Origin of the sequence: Flavobacterium omnivorum (assembly GCF_900099915.1) — a bacterium.
GTDB classification, from domain to species: Bacteria; Bacteroidota; Bacteroidia; order Flavobacteriales; family Flavobacteriaceae; genus Flavobacterium; species Flavobacterium omnivorum.
In genome coordinates, this window is sequence record NZ_FNDB01000004.1 from 291015 (window position 1) to 308759 (window position 17745).

At 33.4% G+C, this 17745-nt stretch carries 17 protein-coding genes; 4 read left to right on the forward strand and 13 right to left on the reverse strand.

The features are described 5' to 3' along the window. Positions 1–36: 36 nt before the first annotated feature. Positions 37–756, reverse strand: coding sequence for a sulfite exporter TauE/SafE family protein (locus BLS90_RS06545; RefSeq protein WP_091256632.1), 720 nt, complete (start codon positions 754–756; stop codon positions 37–39). Positions 757–861: 105 nt separating this feature from the next. Between BLS90_RS06545 and BLS90_RS06550 the strand changes: the two genes are divergently transcribed. Then, the gene (locus tag BLS90_RS06550; RefSeq protein ID WP_091256634.1) at positions 862–1278 is read left to right on the forward strand and encodes an Lrp/AsnC family transcriptional regulator; all 417 of its coding nucleotides are present in this window, start codon (positions 862–864) and stop codon (positions 1276–1278) included. A 545-nt stretch (positions 1279–1823) separates the two neighbouring features. On the opposite strand, the gene BLS90_RS06555 is transcribed toward BLS90_RS06550, so the two are convergent. Next, positions 1824–2330, reverse strand: a complete 507-nt coding sequence (locus BLS90_RS06555) for a DUF2911 domain-containing protein (RefSeq protein WP_091256636.1) — start codon at positions 2328–2330, stop codon at positions 1824–1826. A 184-nt stretch (positions 2331–2514) separates the two neighbouring features. On the opposite strand from BLS90_RS06555, the gene BLS90_RS06560 reads away from it, so the two are divergent. Then, positions 2515–4431 (forward strand): DUF294 nucleotidyltransferase-like domain-containing protein, encoded by a 1917-nt coding sequence (locus BLS90_RS06560; RefSeq protein ID WP_091256829.1) that lies wholly within the window; start codon positions 2515–2517, stop codon positions 4429–4431. Positions 4432–4433: 2 nt separating this feature from the next. Continuing rightward, on the forward strand, positions 4434–5030 hold the full coding sequence (locus BLS90_RS06565; protein WP_091256638.1) for a 3'-5' exonuclease: 597 nt from the start codon (positions 4434–4436) through the stop codon (positions 5028–5030). Positions 5031–5038: 8 nt separating this feature from the next. Here BLS90_RS06565 and BLS90_RS06570 read toward each other — a convergent pair whose 3' ends face one another. The 7 genes from BLS90_RS06570 to BLS90_RS06600 all read right to left on the reverse strand — a co-directional run bounded on the left by BLS90_RS06570 (position 5039) and on the right by BLS90_RS06600 (position 10587). Next, positions 5039–5530 (reverse strand): 4'-phosphopantetheinyl transferase family protein, encoded by a 492-nt coding sequence (locus tag BLS90_RS06570; RefSeq protein WP_091256640.1) that lies wholly within the window; start codon positions 5528–5530, stop codon positions 5039–5041. Between the two features lie 54 nt (positions 5531–5584). Beyond that, a complete protein-coding gene (locus BLS90_RS06575) occupies positions 5585–5839 on the reverse strand; it encodes an acyl carrier protein (protein ID WP_220083872.1) in 255 nt (84 codons plus the stop codon). A 92-nt stretch (positions 5840–5931) separates the two neighbouring features. Beyond that, positions 5932–7209 (reverse strand): beta-ketoacyl-[acyl-carrier-protein] synthase family protein, encoded by a 1278-nt coding sequence (locus tag BLS90_RS06580; protein WP_091256645.1) that lies wholly within the window; start codon positions 7207–7209, stop codon positions 5932–5934. A gap of 57 nt (positions 7210–7266) precedes the next feature. After that, the gene (locus BLS90_RS06585) at positions 7267–7695 is read right to left on the reverse strand and encodes a 3-hydroxyacyl-ACP dehydratase FabZ family protein (RefSeq protein WP_091256647.1); all 429 of its coding nucleotides are present in this window, start codon (positions 7693–7695) and stop codon (positions 7267–7269) included. A 16-nt stretch (positions 7696–7711) separates the two neighbouring features. After that, positions 7712–8764, reverse strand: a complete 1053-nt coding sequence (locus tag BLS90_RS06590) for a type III polyketide synthase (protein WP_091256831.1) — start codon at positions 8762–8764, stop codon at positions 7712–7714. Continuing rightward, the gene (locus BLS90_RS06595; protein ID WP_091256649.1) at positions 8761–9474 is read right to left on the reverse strand and encodes a methyltransferase domain-containing protein; all 714 of its coding nucleotides are present in this window, start codon (positions 9472–9474) and stop codon (positions 8761–8763) included. Before BLS90_RS06595 ends, BLS90_RS06590 begins: the two co-directional genes overlap by 4 nt. After that, positions 9475–10587 (reverse strand): NAD(P)/FAD-dependent oxidoreductase, encoded by a 1113-nt coding sequence (locus BLS90_RS06600; protein ID WP_091256651.1) that lies wholly within the window; start codon positions 10585–10587, stop codon positions 9475–9477. Between the two features lie 103 nt (positions 10588–10690). On the opposite strand from BLS90_RS06600, the gene BLS90_RS06605 reads away from it, so the two are divergent. Further along, complete coding sequence (locus BLS90_RS06605; RefSeq protein WP_091256653.1) at positions 10691–11416, forward strand: hypothetical protein; 726 nt, start codon at positions 10691–10693, stop codon at positions 11414–11416. Here the strand turns inward: BLS90_RS06605 and acs are convergent, their stop codons facing one another. The 4 genes from acs to ilvB all read right to left on the reverse strand — a co-directional run bounded on the left by acs (position 11417) and on the right by ilvB (position 17684). Then, a complete protein-coding gene (acs, locus tag BLS90_RS06610; RefSeq protein WP_091256656.1) occupies positions 11417–13324 on the reverse strand; it encodes an acetate--CoA ligase in 1908 nt (635 codons plus the stop codon). It abuts the gene before it with no gap. Positions 13325–13836: 512 nt separating this feature from the next. Beyond that, positions 13837–15306, reverse strand: coding sequence for a ketol-acid reductoisomerase (gene ilvC, locus BLS90_RS06615; protein WP_091256658.1), 1470 nt, complete (start codon positions 15304–15306; stop codon positions 13837–13839). Between the two features lie 55 nt (positions 15307–15361). Beyond that, positions 15362–15895 carry an acetolactate synthase small subunit gene (gene ilvN, locus BLS90_RS06620; protein WP_091256660.1) on the reverse strand — a complete coding sequence of 178 codons (534 nt, stop codon included), beginning with the start codon at positions 15893–15895 and terminating at the stop codon, positions 15362–15364. 94 nt (positions 15896–15989) lie between these two features. Further along, entirely contained in the window at positions 15990–17684 is a 1695-nt protein-coding gene (gene ilvB, locus BLS90_RS06625) for a biosynthetic-type acetolactate synthase large subunit (RefSeq protein ID WP_091256661.1), read from the reverse strand. Positions 17685–17745 lie beyond the last annotated feature (61 nt).

Sequence of the window (17745 nt, forward strand, 5' to 3'; positions counted from 1 at the left end):
ATACTGCTTTCAAAAGTAAGGTCTACCATATTTTTATTAAACTTTAAAAACCAGCATTACTCCTGATACAAATAAGAGCGCTATTACGACTCTTTTTATAAGTGCTTCATTAAGTTTTAAATAGACTTTTTTTCCCAGAAATAAAGCAAGGATAAAAAACGGCAAAACATAAAATGAATTGTAAACTTGGGTCATACTCATCACGCCGCCTGCAATCAAAACGGGTATTCGCATTAGCGTCACTAACGCTAAAGTACCAAACATAGTGGCTCTAAAAGTCTTAACATCGGTAGTTTCATTCTGTAAAATTATTACATATAAAGGACCTCCAGTAGAGAATAAACCAGAGAAAAAACCGCCAAGAAAACCCAAAATGTGTTTAGTTTTTTTTAAGATTACTACATTTTTTTTGACACGAAAACTATTCAATACAAATAGGATGATAAAAACACCCAAAGCTTGCTTTAAGATCAGAGGCTTTCCGTAAACTAAAACTAATATTCCTGCGAGCACTCCAAAAAATGAAGAAAAGGCAATTTTCTTTAATAAGTTCTTATCAATTTGATCCCATTCCTTATAGACATAAATAGGAGAGGAGATTAAATAAAAAATCGAAATATAAGAAACCGCTTCGGATAAAGGCATGACAATCAACAAAAAGGGCAATGCAATCAAAGCACCCCCAAAACCAATAACAGTTTGAATAAAAAAACCTGCAAAAATTCCAATTATGAGTAGTAATAGAGTGGTATCCATACTTCAAAAGTACTATTTGCACTTTTATTATCTAAATTTATTCGATCGATAAATTCCTATTTTTCCGTTATAAAATTGTATTTTTAGTCTTTTAAAACTTTTTTAATGGTTGATACTCTAGATTTAAAAATAATAGCACAATTAGAAATAAATGCAAGAACTACTTTTGTACAAATTGGAAAACAAATAGGACTTTCGCCTTCTTCAGTAAGAGAACGCATTCAAAAATTAGAAGAAACAAATGTTATAACAGGGTATAAACTCCAACTCAACAATGACAAGCTTGGTTTTGGTCTGGAAGTTTTTATTCTTTTTAAATTGTTTAGCGGCAAATTAGAGGAGTTTTGCAATCAACTGGCTGATTTTCCTGAAATAAAGCAAATTCACCGGATTACTGGAGCACATAATATTTGTATGAAAGTGGTTTTAGTAGATCAATTGCATCTGCAACAATTTATTGACCGACTTTTATTATATGGAGAGCCCACAACGCACTTGATTTTATCTGATTTAAAAAAATAATATAGGCCTGTGTGTTTCTTAAATCAAAAAGATTTTTAGCTTTATGTTTAAAAACAGATTTCATAAAAAAACCGGACCGCTTCAGTTGATAAATTTCAAATAAAGCATTCCGGTTTTTAAGAAAGTAGGAAAGTAATATTATTCCGTTACTATTATATCTTTAATTTCTACTACTTGAAGATCAAAAGTGAGATCTCCATCAAAAATGATGCTATCCGCTTTTACTTCTGCTTCTAACAAATTAATATTATTTTAAACTTTAAACGTATTTTTCTAAAGTCGGTAATTGTGTCGACCTACAATAAATTTATTTATACCCAGAGACTTTAAGACGAATACATTTCAAGTCAAATATTAGATGGATTGTATTCGTTTACTTTAAATAAGTAATAAGTATTTTCAGAGTTAAATAAACTATGTTTTTTTTGCACTATAATTTATATTATGTAAAATAGAGAATAGCGAAACTCATGCAAGTCCTAGAATTGACTTCATAAAAAAAGCACCACCTACTGGTGATGCTTTAGATATTTGATATCCACTAATTATTTAACACTTATTGGAATAGTCCAATTTTCCCAACTTACCGTTACGTTATTAGCATTAACGGTATACACTAATTTTTCAGATGCTGATTTAGCTACTTTTTGTTTTACTGTTACACGCAATTGATCTTCTTTTTCTTTGTAATCATAAGCTCCCCATTGTTTTGCCTCTTTGTTAAAGATGATTACACATTCTTTTTCACTAGGTAGAATAAAAAAGGAATATTTCCCTGCTGGCAATTTTGCACCTTCAATTGTTACCTCTTTATCTGTTTCAAAAGTAGTTGCGTCGTTTGCACCGGCACGCCAAACTTTATTAAATGGTACTAAAGCGCCCCAAATTTTTCTTGCATTTACCGACGGACTGCCGTAATTAATTGTAATAGTAGCCCCATTTATTTTTCCTGTAGCTACTTCTTTACTGCTTGTAGGTTTTCCTTGAGCAGCAATAATATTCACAATGAATAAGGCGATAAGCGAAAAATGCATTTTTCTAATTCCTTTCATGATTTAAAATGTTTAAGTTTATGTTATAAAAGTAAAAAAAGGCAATTTAATTCATTGTCATTCTTGTTTATTTTATGAAAATATTAAGTAATTTATAAATTAATAGTTTTGCCGGATAAATGGCTGCGTTATGATTTTAAATTTTATTATTTTTACAAAAATATACATTCTTTATTTGCAAACTATGAATACAATTGCGGAACACATTGCTGACTTTTTAAAAGAATATCCACCATTTAATCATTTGACTTTTGTAGAGTTATCAATAATTGCGACCAGTATCCGAGTGGTAAATTTGGAAAAGCACAAAATACTATTTCAAGTAAATGATCTTTTGCACGATAGCTTTTATGTTGTCGCCTCTGGTGTGATTAATTTATCTGTGATAGCTGATGCAGAGGAAACACTATTGAACAAATGTAATGAAGGAGATATTTTTGGTTTGCGTCCATTTTTTGCTAAAAACAATTACATGATGACGGCAAAAGCCAGAGAAGAAAGCATTGTTTATGCCATTCCTATTGCTACTTTTCGGCCTTTTGTAGCCAATAATGCAGAAGTTTTAAATTTTTTGTTGGAAAGTTTTGCTGTGAACACGCGAAATCCAAAGGATAAAGAAAATTTAATAGGAAAATTGATCTCTGATAACGTTTTTTATTCAGATCAACAGTCCGAAATGCAATACTTTCAAACTTTATCGTACAATACGTCGCCCTTAAAAACTAATAGTAGCGCTATAGTTCAAGAAGTTGCTCAATTAATGACCGAAGCTTTAAAGAATAATATTGTAGTTTGTGACAATAATATTCCTTTAGGTATTATTACAGACGCCGATATGCGGTCTAAAGTTGCCACGGGACGATTTCCAATGACTGCCTCTGTTGCTAAAATAATGTCTTCGCCTGTAATTACAGTATTGGAAAATGTTTCTTTAGCCGAAGCGCAATTGCTGATGCTAAAATATAATGTGACTCATTTGTGTGTAACGCAAGATGGTACCGATAAATCTATTGTTAAAGGGATTATTAGTGAGCACGATTTAATTCTTGCGCAAGCTAATAATCCAGGTGTTTTAATAAAAGAAATTAAACGCTGTCAATCATCAAAAGAATTAAAACAAATTCGGGAACGGTTAACGGATTTAATTCAGACGTCCATTTCAAAAAATATACCGCTTTCTCACGTATTTAATATTGCCAGCGAAATCAATTTGGCAATCATTAAACGTTCAGTTGAATTGTCGATTTTAGATTTAGGCTCACCTCCTGCCCGTTTTGCTTGGTTGAGTATAGGGAGTCAAGGTAGAAAAGAACAATTATTATTGACGGATCAAGATAGTATTTTGATCTTTGAAGATGTGTCTGCGGACAAATATCGAGAAGTAAAAGACTATTTCCTAAAATTGGGAAAAAGAACGACGGCCACGCTTGAAAAAATTGGTTATGAACTTTGTCCAAACGGACACATGGGAAGCAATATGTTGTGGTGTAAGTCTATGACAGACTGGACAAAACAGTATGACAGCTGGATGAATACTCCAGGTGAAAACAGTAATGATTTAAGCAGTATTTTCTTTGATTATGAAATCACTTTTGGAGAACAAAAAATTGAAGATGCAATTGGAAATGTCGTTTTTAAAAATGCGAAAAACAATACCTTATTTTTTGACTTTCTTGGAAACGATGCATTACGAAAAAACTCTCCTTTAACTTTTTTCAAAAAATTTAATGTTGAAGAAGAGGGAATTAATAAAGATAAATTTGATATTAAAACACGTGCCTTGATGCCATTGATTGATGGCGCGAGACTTTTTGCTATATATTTTGACATTAGAGGCATTAATAATACGTTCCAAAGATTCAAACAACTATCAATTACAGACCCAAAACATGCTGAAATTTATCTTAATTGTGCCGAAGCCTTTTTGACTTTATCAAAGTTTAGAATATCAGAAGGTCTAAAAAATGACAATTCCGGCCAATTTATAAATTTGGAAGAATTGTCAAAAATAGATCGTGAAAAATTAAAAAATGCACTAGCTCCTATGAGGGAATTAGAAGAACTTATAAAAGGAAAATTTCAACTTACACAATTTTCATAATCATGTTAGACTGGCTAAAAAATATTAATAAAGAACATCCTGAATTTTGGAAAAATTATGCTTCAAAATTTGATAAAAAATCATCTCGATATGTTGTTTTATCAACAGAAACCTCTGGTTTAAATACAGATAAAGATGTTATTTTATCTATTGGTTCTTTTGCAGTAATTGATAGCAGTATAATTATAGGTGACAGTTTTGAAGCGGTTTTATTACAATATAAATTTTTTCATGATAATGGTCTTTCTAATGAATTTCTGGTAGAGAGTAAAATGAAAAAACTAGGAGAGCCGGACGCAATAAAAGCATTTATCGATTTTATAGGGAATTCCACTTTAGTTGGACATCATATCGATTTTGATGTCGAAATGATCAACGTTGCTTTAGAAAAGTTAGATTGTGGGCGCTTAAAAAATGAAGCATTAGACATTGATGTTATGCATCGAAAACTAAATGATATTAACGACAAGCAATTTTCTCTAGAGGAGCTTTGCACTGCCTATAATATTCCTAAAAGCGATCGAAATTCAGCAGCCGAAGATGCGTATAAAACTGCTTTGTTATTTTTAAAGTTAAAATCGAGATTGGGCATTAAGTAGCTTTCATTCTAATCAACAAGCATTATTCCCTCCCAAAAATGCCCATGATGCGTAATAGAAACAGGTCTCGTAATCAAATTTGCAATATCTTTGACAAATGGAACACCATTAATTTTGGTGATTTTTGTTTCTAATTCTATCTTCTTAATGTGACTAAAATACTGTTTTTTAGCAACAGCAATAGTATAAACTGATTCGTTTGAAATTTGTGTTTGTGTATGGTATGTAAAGCCATTGCAAGAAACGGTTCCTAAATTTTCACTTTCGTACCAACAGTCTAATTGCAATGGAATATAGCCTCTGATTCCTGTTTCCCTGTTGTAGATTTTATAAGCAGCTTCTTTTCTAGTCCATAAGTTCCAAACCATTATCTCTGGATTTATAGCATTAGCAATAAGCAGTTGCTCGTTTTCTGTAAAAATTTTATCTAAAAAACGGTTCCGTTGCCAGTTGCTTTCTTTCTTAGCTAAAGCCAAATCTACAATATCGTTTCCTATCATTTGCTAGTTTTCAGTTTAGAACAATAAAAGATGCATCATTATAATACTTGTGATTTACTTTTCAGCAAGTTTTATTGCAACAATTTCCATCGCCGATTTTACATTTATCATTTTTTCCATCGATTCATTATCAATTATTATATTGTATTTCTCTTCGATATCTAGAATTACATCGACAAGGTTAGCTGAATTTATTTTTAAATCATTTATAAAATCGGTTTCCTCTGTAAGGGCATCAAATGATTCCTGATTTTGTACATACGGTTTTACGATGGTTTTTAATTGCTCGATTATTTCTTGCTTACTTATCATTTATTTGATCTGTTTTTTCTGTTAATTTTTTTAGCTTTACTACTTTGTTTGTGATGAAAGGACTGGTGTGATAAATTTGGTGTCTAAGGCTATGCTGCTTTCCATTTTTTAAAAATCACACAACCATTCACATCTCCAAAACCAAAACTGGCTTTAGCAATTATATTTAGTTCTTTTTTTATGAATTGTTTTGGAATCTTGGACTCATCGATGAGTGCTGTAATTTCGGCGTGCAAATCATCGCAATTAATATTCGGAAAAACAAATCCATGAGCTAATTGCAATACCGATGCTACACTTTCAATACTTCCCGCTCCAGACAGGCAATGACCTACCATTGATTTTAAGGAATTTATATAAGGAAAGTCTTTCCCTTTTCGGTCTAAAGCTACGCTCCAATTTTGAATTTCTAAACCATCTTTAGAAGTTGCAGTCAAATGGCCGTTGATAGCATCAATCTCGTTTGCATCTATTCCAGCATTTGCTATAGCATTTTTAATACACCTTTGTACCGCCATTGGATTAGGTGCCGTCATGGTTCCCAATCCCCGTTGCCCTCCAGAATTGATATTTCCTCCTAAGACTTCGGCGTAAATTCGGGCACCACGAGCCAAAGCAGTTTCTAAATCTTCTAGAACCAAAGCACCTGCTCCGCTACCTGGAACAAATCCCGAAGCACTAGCACTCATGGGTCTCGAGCCTTGTTCTGGTTCGTCATTATGCTTGAAAGTACACACGCGCATTGCATCAAAACCACCCCAAATATAAGGTCCAGAGTCACTGGTGCTCCCTGCTAAAATGCGTTTGGCCTGACCTAATTTAATTCGTTCATAAGCCATCAATATACTTTCGGTTCCTGTGGTACAGGCAGAAGAATTAGTTGTCACTTGATTCCCTAATCCTAATTTTCCACCTAAGTAAGCACTTACACCACTATTCATTGTTTGCGCTACGGCCGTACTTCCCAACCGTCGTGTTTGAAAATCATCTATTTTATAAATGCTTTCCCTAAACTTATCAATTCCAGAAGTTCCCGTTCCAAAAATAGTTCCGCTGTCCCAATCCGGCTCTTCCTTGATTTCCAGGGATAATCCCGCATCTTTCCATGCATCTATTCCTGCGATTACACCATACAAAATCCCCGTTGAATTGAAGTTTCGTAACTCTAATTCTGAGAAATATTGCAATGCTAGTTGAGTAGAAATTTCAGGTTTTCCAGCAATTTGACAAGAAAATTGTAATCGCTCCAACTCAGCGTCGTGCTTAATCCCTGAAATTCCATTTTTGATAGCATGAGTAAACACATCAAGTCCCACTCCATTTGGAGCAACAACACCAAGACCCGTTATAACTACTCTTTTTTCCATACAAAAATTAATTTTAAATCAAAAAGGCATTAAGAATATTAAGTTATTTTACTCTTTTTAAATTATCATTCCTGCAATTATTCCTGTACAAACCTCTTCTCCTTTTTCATTTTTCATAATGACTTTACATTTTAGTTTTCCGAATCTAAAGTAAATTTTTTCTGAAATTACAGTCACTCTTTCATTAGGAAATACCGGTTTTAAAAACTCTATTTCTGATGATGTTAAGGCAATTGAAATAGCTTTATTAAATGAATCATCTAATAAAAAAATTCCTAGACAAACCAATCCAATCTGAGCCATCGCTTCTGTTAGGATAACTCCAGGAGTTATCGGATTATCTTTAAAATGTCCTTTGTAAAAATCCAGATTCTCGTCAAAATAATACGTCCCTGCAACTCCATTTTCGTTGATATGAAGAATTTCGTCCACAAACAAAAAAGATTTGGAATACGGTAATTTTGCTATGATTTCTTGGTTAGTCATATTTTTGAACACTGATTTAAAACTGTAATAAAACCCGTTGTGCCGAAAAACCAGGACCAAAACTCAACATTAATCCTTTTTCTCCTTTTTTAGGCTGCTTCTCCATTATTTGCTCTAAAACATATAAAACTGTGGCACTAGACATGTTTCCATACGAGCGCAAAACTTCCTTGGTATCATCGATATTTTTTCCCATACTCGAGAACAAACTTTCGACAGTTTGTACAATTTTTTTTCCACCGGGATGAAATATTAAATGATCAATATCCTCGATTCTCAAATCATTTTTTTCCAAAAACGGATAAATAATAGCTGGAAAATGAGAAGCAATTGTTTCTGGCACTTCAATGTCTAAAACCATTTGTAAGCCTGAGTTAGTCAACTTAAACCCCATCATATGAATGTTATCATAAAAATGATACATCTCCTCCGCTTTGATTTCCGGGCCTTCATCATCTTCATGAGAAGATAGCAACACACAAGCCGCTCCATCACCAAAAATAGCTGCACTTACAATATTTGCCATCGAAAAATCATCTAATTGAAAGGTTGCCGTTGGACTTTCAACTGCAATGACAGCAGCACGTTTTCCGGGATTGGCTTGCAAGAAATTCTTAGCATATATAATCCCAGAAATTCCAGCCGCACAACCCATTTCAGTAACGGGAAGGCGAACAATATCCTGACGTAATTTTAATTTGTTTATCAAATAGGCATCCAGAGAAGGAATCATAATGCCGGTACAACTTACTGTAATGATGTAATCTAAATCTTCTGGTTTCCAATTGGCTTTAGTCAGTGCTTTTTCGAGAACCTTTTCCCCTAAGTCAATGACTTCACGAACATAAATATCATTTCTTTCTTCAAATGAAGTTTTTGTAAATACTTCAATTGGATCCATAATGGAATATCTTTTATCTACAGCGGCTCCTTCAAAAATCTTTTTTACTTTTCTAATGAAACGTTCGTCTTGCCCTACTAACCAGGAATCCAAAAAAGGCAGTATTTCATCTGTATATCTGGAATATTTTGGTAACTGTTTTGTTACGGTTTTAATTTTTACACTCATATTTTTGAAATTATCCATTGGTATCGAAAAGCCCATTTCCAATGAATTTTAAAGTTGATAAAGTTTAATTTTTTGGAGAAACGAACTAACTCTTCCTTTTTAAAACCCCTTAATATTGAAGTCAATCCATCTTCCCTTGACATGTCGTTCAATTGAAATACAAAACATAATCCTTGAAACAAGCGGTATGCAATTGCACTTCGATGTAAATCATTGATCACTATACCCATACTTGCATTACTTTCAAATACGTTCAACAACTGAACAATTTCATCGTCTTTGAAATGGTGCAATGTCAAAGTGCACAGAACGATATCATATTTTAATTGTGCAAATGAAGGTCTGAAAATATCTAGACATTGGTAGCTGATATTGGGATAATCTTCAGATAATTTTCGAGCATGTGAGATCGTAAAATTATTAGCGTCAACTCCTATCAATCGGAATTTTAAATTATTTTTTAATCCAAAATCGGCTAAAGTCCTTAACATATCACCATTACCGCAACCTACATCAAGAATTAAAATTTCTTTTGATTTGGATTCTTTGGCAATTAGTTCCCTTACTCCTTTTAAAGTTAACTGATTTCCTCCTAAAAGCTGATTAATTTTAGCTATTTTATCCAAGGCATCTCTTAATTCTTCGCCTTCGAGCAGAAAGTCATCCATTATTTCGGGATCATTGGTTCTGTGCGTTGTGTTTATAGCCATTTATATAGGTTTACCATGCGTTTTTTTTATTATCATTGGCAGAAGGAATGGGAAAAGTATCAAAATTTTCAGTACAATTTGTGCTGTTTTTTCATGTTGTAATAGCTTTCCTAACCGACGACCAGTTTGTAATCTTTTTTTAAAATTTTTATTCCAATCGTTTAAATAATTATCTTCTAAGGTGGCTCTATTTATTTTATTTTCTAAAAAATTTATTGTATTTTCCGCCGCTAATTTCGCACTGTGAATAGCCATTGCCATTCCGTTTCCACACAAAGGATGAATCAATCCGGCGGTATCACCAATCATAAGTATATGATCTTCTACACATTTTTTTTCTTCAAACGAAACTTGACTAATTGTTAAAGGCTTTTCAAATTGTATTTTAGCATTTTTAAAAATTTCTTTCAAATTTGGATTTTGACAAACGACGTTAGTTTGATACTCTTCAATAGACTTGTACTTTTTGAATGTGTCATAATTTGCAAGATAACATATATTTACTAAATTATTTTCTACTTTTGAGACGCCACAATAGCCCCCTTTGAAATGATGTAAACCAACATAGTTTTCTGGAAAATCTAGCTTATAATGGGCCTTAACTCCTAGCCAATGTGATTGTTTTTGAATAAAATTGCGCTTCAATTTGATGTCTAGATTGGATCTTTTGCCAAAAGCTCCAAGTACAATAGGTGCAGAATAAGTATTCAAATTGGTGACGATAGTGAATTTACCGTCTAAAAATTCAATATCAGATACCATCTCTTGAACAATTACACAACCACGATTTTTAGCTTCGTTATATAAATAGTCGTCTAACTGATACCTACTTATTCCAAATCCTCCCAGAGGCAAAATTGTGTTTACTGATTTTCCAGAAATTAACGAAAAAGAAAGTTTGTCTATGTCAGTAGGATGTAACGAATTGATGTCTAAACCAATTGATTTTAGATAAGGTAAAACTTCGTTGGAAATGTATTCGCCGCAGACCTTATGTTTGGGAAAGTCATTTTTTTCGATTACTAAAACAGTATAATTATTGTTTTTAAGATGAATTGCTGCAATAAGTCCAGCTAAACCGCCACCAACAATAACTATTGAATTTCGTATCATAGTGGTAAACTTAAGAATTTAGATTTATAAAGTGCTTTAAAATGCTCTAAATTTTTAGATAAATTTTGTAATAAAAAAATTAAAGCACTAAATTTGTTTCACTATGAAAAGAAACATAATCAATAGAGTATTGCTTTCAATTACTGTAACTTTATTGACTGTTTATTATTGCGCAGGCATTCTTTTTGATCCCAGTCTAGTAATTTTTATTAAGCCATTCATAATACCAAGTTTTATTGCTTATGTAGTAATGAATAATGGCAATAAACTCACTTTAAATTATTTTTTATTTGTAACTTTTTTTTATACTTATCAGCTTTTAATCTTGTTTTGGGAGGACTCAGCACACTTGTTTAGAGCAGCCATGGCGGCCTCTTTTTTTTGCTATTTATTTTTAATACGATTAGGTTATCAATCCATTAAAAGCAGTAAATTATACACACTGCCTAGTGGATTTACACTTTTTATATTACTACTAAATTGCATGTTTTTACTGCTAATTTTGTATATTTTGATATCTGCTATTGGTGATCAATATCTTAATATTATTTTAGTTTTTAACGCCATCATTACTGTATTTTTAGGTGTTACGGCCGTATTGTACTTAAGTAAGTTTGGAGATAAAAAAGCATACTATTTCTTTTTTGGAGCCTTTGCCCTTATTTTTAATGATGTTTTTGCCGCCATTGGCACTTATTTTGTTAACAATATTGTTTTAAATAGTTTAGATAGATTACTTCATTTTGGCTCTTTCTATTTAATTTATCTCTTTGTTGTAACCAAAAAAAAGGTTGAAAATCATTTAGTTGATTCTCAACCTTCAGTTTAATTATACTTTATTATTTTTTATTTCCTCTACAATTTCAGGATTTAATAAGGTGGAAACATCCCCAAAATTAGAATAATCTCCCTCTGCAATTTTTCTAAGGATTCTCCTCATGATTTTACCAGAACGGGTTTTGGGCAAACCAGAAACAAATTGAATTTTATCTAGCTTAGCAATTGGACCAATATGGTCTGAAATATGTTGATTAATTTCTTTAATAAGGTTTTCTTTATTTCTCGTTTCTCCTGTTTCTTTTAAAATAACAAAACCATACAAGGCATTACCTTTGATATCATGTGGAAAACCTACAATAGCGGATTCAGCAACGGCAGGATGCTCATTGATAGCATCTTCGATTGGTGCCGTTCCTAGGTTGTGTCCTGAAACAATTATTACGTCATCGACACGACCCGTAATTCTATAATAGCCCACTTCATCGCGCAATGCACCGTCTCCCGTGAAAAATTTCCCTGGAAATGCCGAAAAATACGTGTCTTTGTACCGTTGATGATCGCCCCAAATAGTCCGAGCTATTCCTGGCCACGGAAACTTGATACATAGGCTTCCCGTCACTTGATTATCTTCTATTTCATTGCGCTTATCATCCATAAGAACAGGTTGGATTCCAGGTAAAGGCAAAGAAGCGTATGTTGGTTTTGTTGGAGTTACAAATGCAATGGGTGAAATCATTATTCCGCCAGTTTCTGTCTGCCACCACGTATCTACCACTGGACATCGTTTAGCACCTACGTGGTCATTGTACCAGTGCCAAGCTTCTTCATTTATTGGTTCACCAACAGAACCCACTACTTTAAGTGATTTCAAGGCATGTTTTTGCACAAATTCAATATTTTCTTTGGCTAAAGCCCGAATTGCGGTTGGAGCCGTGTAAAACTGTGTCACTTTATGTTTTTCGATTACCTCCCAAAAACGACTAAAATCAGGATAAGAGGGAACTCCTTCAAACAGTACAGTAGTGGCACCGTTTAATAATGGTCCGTACAAAATATAGGAATGTCCGGTAATCCAACCAATATCGGCGGTACACCAGAAAACATCACTTTCTTCATAATTGAAAACATTCTTAAAAGTATATGCGGTATACACCATATAACCTGCTGTAGTATGAACCATTCCCTTGGGTTTTCCAGTTGAACCAGAAGTGTATAATATAAATAATGGATCTTCAGCATCCATAATTTCGGCTACATTATTGTCGGAGGCTTGATCCAAAAGTGGTTGCAACCATTGGTCACGTCCTTCTTTCATAGTGACATCAGAGTGAATTCTCTTGGCTACTAAAACTTTTTCGACACAAGGACATTTTTCTAATGCTTCATCAATTATTCCTTTTAAATCAATGGTTTTGTTTCCACGAAAACCTCCATCTGAGGTGATAACCATTTTACAGCTACTGTCATTAATACGACTGGCCACTGCCGAGGCTGAAAATCCTGCAAAAACAACAGAATGTATGGCTCCAATTCTAGCACAAGCCAATACTGAAACGGCTAATTCAGGAATCATCGGTAAGTAGATACACACTCGGTCTCCTTTTGTTATTCCTTGTTCTCGCAATACATTTGCCATTTTACAAACACGTTGATGCAATTCAGTATAAGTAATATGCAATGCGGTCTCCGAAGGGTCATTAGGTTCAAAAATAATTGCCGTTTTCTCCCCTCTTTTTGCAAGATGCCTGTCAATACAATTTTTGACAATATTTACTTTGGCTTCAGTAAACCATTTAATGTCGGCATCAGCCATATTAAAGTCAATAACTTTATCCCATTGCTGGTACCAAGTGAAATTTTCTTCTGCTATTTTACCCCAAAATTTTCTAGGTTCACGAACTGATTTATTGTAATGTTTAAAATATTGTTCTAGATTTTCAATTTTGTAGTAGCTCATAATATAATTTTTTATAAAAGTATTAAATCTCTAGCTATTCTTAAAGTTATATATTTTATAAATACCGACAAAAAAATACAGATTATGAAATTATAAGGCTATTTTGGTATTAATTAGATAAATTTTTATTGTTTTTGGCAAAATTTATAAAACACAAAAGGGCGAGATAGATTTAAATCTACCCCACCTAATGTATCAACAAAATTTAACAACAATAATAATCACCAATAAATTGAACAAATCACATCCTAAAAAACAACTAAAATGGGATTAATAAAGCAAGATGTTTTATACCAACTTACACTATAAAACAATAGGGACATTTTACAGACCCGTTATTCATTAGGGATTACTTCACTCAACTTTAAGCTCGTTTAAAATTAAGTGAATGTAAAAGCATCCATAATCATTTAGCTTTTTTAATAAATCTTAACTAATTCAAAATATTATATAATCAAATGATATAGTGCTAATTCCACACACCCTTTAATGTGGTAATTCCTAATTTTTATTTATCCAATCTTTTTCATAGCGGTCATAGATTCTCTTAGCCATTCTCCAACTTCTTCAATTGGATGTTGGCGTATTGTTTTGTTTACAGCAATAAGTACCGCATTATCTACTCCGTTTGAATTTGAAAAAGGTTTACCTATTACAGTTGTATCAATCGTTTTCATGAAATCAGTCAATAACGGTTTACAAGCATGGTCAAATAAATAACAACCATATTCTGCAGTATCCGAAATGATTCTGTTCATTTCATATAATTTTTTTCTGGCCACTGTATTTGCAATCAAAGGCAATTCATGCAACGATTCATAATAGGCTGATTCTTCAATAATTCCTGTTTGAGTCATGGTTTCAAAAGCTAACTCCACGCCTGCTTTTACCATGGCAATCATTAATACTCCATTGTCAAAATACTCTTGTTCTGAAATATGTGCTGCTGTTGGCGCTGTTTTCTCGAAGTTAGTTTCTGCAGTTTCAGCTCTCCAAGTCAATAAATTAATATCGTCGTTAACCCAATCAATCATCATGTTTTTTGAAAATTCACCAGAAATAATATCATCCATGTGTTTTTGAAACAACGGACGCATGATGTCTTTTAACTCCTCTGCCAATTCAAACGCTTCAATTTTTGCAGGATTTGACAAACGATCCATCATATTTGAAATTCCACCGTGCTTCAAAGCTTCTGTTACAGTTTCCCAACCGTACTGAATTAGTTTCGAAGCATAAGCAGGCTCAATTCCTTTTTCTACCATTTTATCAAAACATAAAATAGAACCTGTTTGTAACATTCCACAAAGAATGGTTTGTTCTCCCATCAAATCAGACTTTACTTCCGCAACAAATGATGAGTTTAAAACTCCCGCTTTATGACCGCCTGTTGCTACTGCATAGGCCTTTGCTTGAGCGAAACCTTCTCCATTGGGATTGTTTTCAGGATGAACCGCGATTAAAGTAGGCACACCAAAACCTCTTTTATATTCTTCTCGTACTTCGGAACCAGGACATTTTGGGGCACACATAATTACAGTAATGTCCTTACGAATTTGCATTCCTTCTTCGACAATATTAAACCCGTGAGAATAAGCTAATGTAGATCCTTTTTTCATCAAAGGCATAATTGCTGTTACGACAGCCGTATGCTGTTTATCCGGTGTAAGGTTGCAAACCAAATCAGCGGTTGGAATTAATTCTTCATAGGTTCCCACTTTGAATCCATTATCAGAAGCATTCTTAAAAGAAGCTCTTTTTTCGGAAATTGCATCTGCGCGCAATGCATAAGAAATATCCAATCCTGAATCTCTCATGTTTAATCCTTGGTTTAAACCTTGAGCTCCACAACCTACAACAACTACTTTTTTTCCTGCTAAAGCTTTAATTCCGTCTACAAATTCAGATTGATCCATGAATTCGCAAACGCCTAATTGTTCTAATTGTAATCTAAGTGGTAATGAATTGAAATAATTTGCCATTTTTTTATATTTAATGAATGTAAAATTTAATAATTGATAGGTTTATTACTTGAAACTAAACAGGCTCTTGTTTAAGTTTTTCTAATAGTGTTGAAATTTGCATTCTTTCTTTTGAAACGGAAATTCTTCCCGAGCGAACAAATTGCATGATTCCAAAGGGTTTTAATTTTTCGTATAATGCTTCTATTTCAGCACGTTGCCCTGATTTTGAAATCACAAAAAAGTCTCTTGCTACGGTTACTATTTCAGAATGGCTTTCTTTGATGATATTTTGAATCTGTTTTTCGTCGAATAATAAACTGGATTCAATTTTAAATAAAGCATTTTCCAGAAAAATAGTTTCTTCATCAATATGGTAAAATGCTTTAATAACTTCTATTTGCTTTTCAATTTGTCCTACTATATTTTGCACCCATTTTTCTGTTGTATTCACTACAATAATAAATCGAGAGACACTTTCGATTTCCGATTCGGATACATTTAAACTTAAAATATTGATATGCCGTTTCAAGAATATTCCAGATATTCTATTTAATAAGCCAACGTTGTTTTCTGAATATACAGAAATGGTGAATGTTTTATTTTCCATTTTTTTATGTTTAAAGTTTTTATGTTTAAAGTTTAAAGTTGCGCAACATTATTTTCAGGTTCCAACAACTTTAAACCTTAAACTTTAAACTATTTTAGGACAAACGAATGTCCGAAACCGATGCTCCTGTTGGAATCATTGGGAATACGTTATTTTCTTTTTCTACCATAACCTCAAGGAAATAGGATTCTTTTGAAGCCATCATTTCGGCAACGGCAGCATCTAAATCTTCTCTTTTAGTAACTTTTTTCGCTTTGATATAATAGCCTTCAGCAATGGCTATAAAATTTGGATTGATCATTTCAGTAGAAGCGTATCTTTTGTCAAAAAACAATTGTTGCCATTGACGTACCATTCCTAAAAATTCATTATTCAAGACCACAATTTTTACTGGAACTTTGGTTTGGAAGATCGTTCCTAATTCCTGAATGGTCATTTGAAAACCACCATCGCCGATTATAGCCACTACCTCTCGATCTGGCATTCCCATTTTAGCGCCAATAGCTGCAGGTAATGCAAATCCCATCGTTCCTAAACCACCTGAAGTCACATTACTTTTTGTAGAATTGAATTTGGCATAACGACACGCAAACATTTGGTGTTGTCCCACATCCGAAACCATTATGGCGTCTCCTTTAGAATGTTTATTAATCATTTCAATGGTTTCTCCCATAGAAATTCCTTCTTTCTTAGGGTTTAACTCGTCATTAATTACCGCCTGCAATTCGATTTCATACTTCTCCTTGAATTCATTGTGCCAAGATTCATGCGTTTTACTTTCGATTAAAGGAATCAAAGCGCTTAAAGACTCTTTTACATCTGCTAAAACAGCGACCGTTGTTTTTACATTTTTATCAATTTCAGCGGGGTCAATTTCGAAATGAATTACTTTGGCTTGTTTAGCATAAGTAGCTAAATTTCCAGTAACACGGTCATCGAAACGCATTCCAAGTGCAATTAATACATCACATTCATTGGTCAGAACATTGGGGCCGTAATTTCCATGCATCCCTAACATTCCTACGTTTAATGGATGATCTGTTGGCAATGCCGAAAGACCTAATATAGTCCAAGCCGCAGGAATGCCTGATTTTTCAACCAGCGCTTTTAACTCGGCTTCCGCTTGACCAAGAATAATTCCTTGACCAAAAATGATAAATGGCTTTTTAGCTGCATTTATTAATTCAGCAGCTTCCTGTACTCTTTCGAGGTTTAAAGTAGGCTTTGGATTGTAGCTTCGAATGCTAGTACATTTTTTATAGCTAAACTCTATTTCATCAAATTGAGCATTTTTTGTAATATCAATTAAAACAGGACCTGGACGTCCTGATTTTGCAATATAAAAAGCTTTAGCCATAATTTCTGGAATCTCAGAAGCTTCCGTAATTTGGTAATTCCATTTGGTTACAGGAGTCGAAATTCCAATAATATCAGTTTCCTGAAATGCATCAGAACCCAATAAGTGTTTGCCTACTTGTCCAGTAATACAAACCATAGGTGTCGAATCGATTTGTGCATCAGCAATTCCTGTAACTAAATTTGTGGCTCCCGGTCCAGATGTAGCAATAGCTACTCCTACTTTTCCAGTGGCTCTGGCAAAACCTTGTGCGGCATGCGTTGCCCCTTGTTCGTGACGGACAAGCACATGATGTAATTGATCTTTAAATTTATATAATTCGTCATAAACAGGCATAATTGCACCACCTGGATACCCATAAACCAAATTTACTCCTTCTTCTAGTAAGCATCTAATAACGGCCTCAGCGCCAGATATTTTATTGTTTTTCATTTTTTATTTTTTTTAGCAAAAGCCTTTTTCAAAAATCAATGTCAAAAATCAATTAGAATTA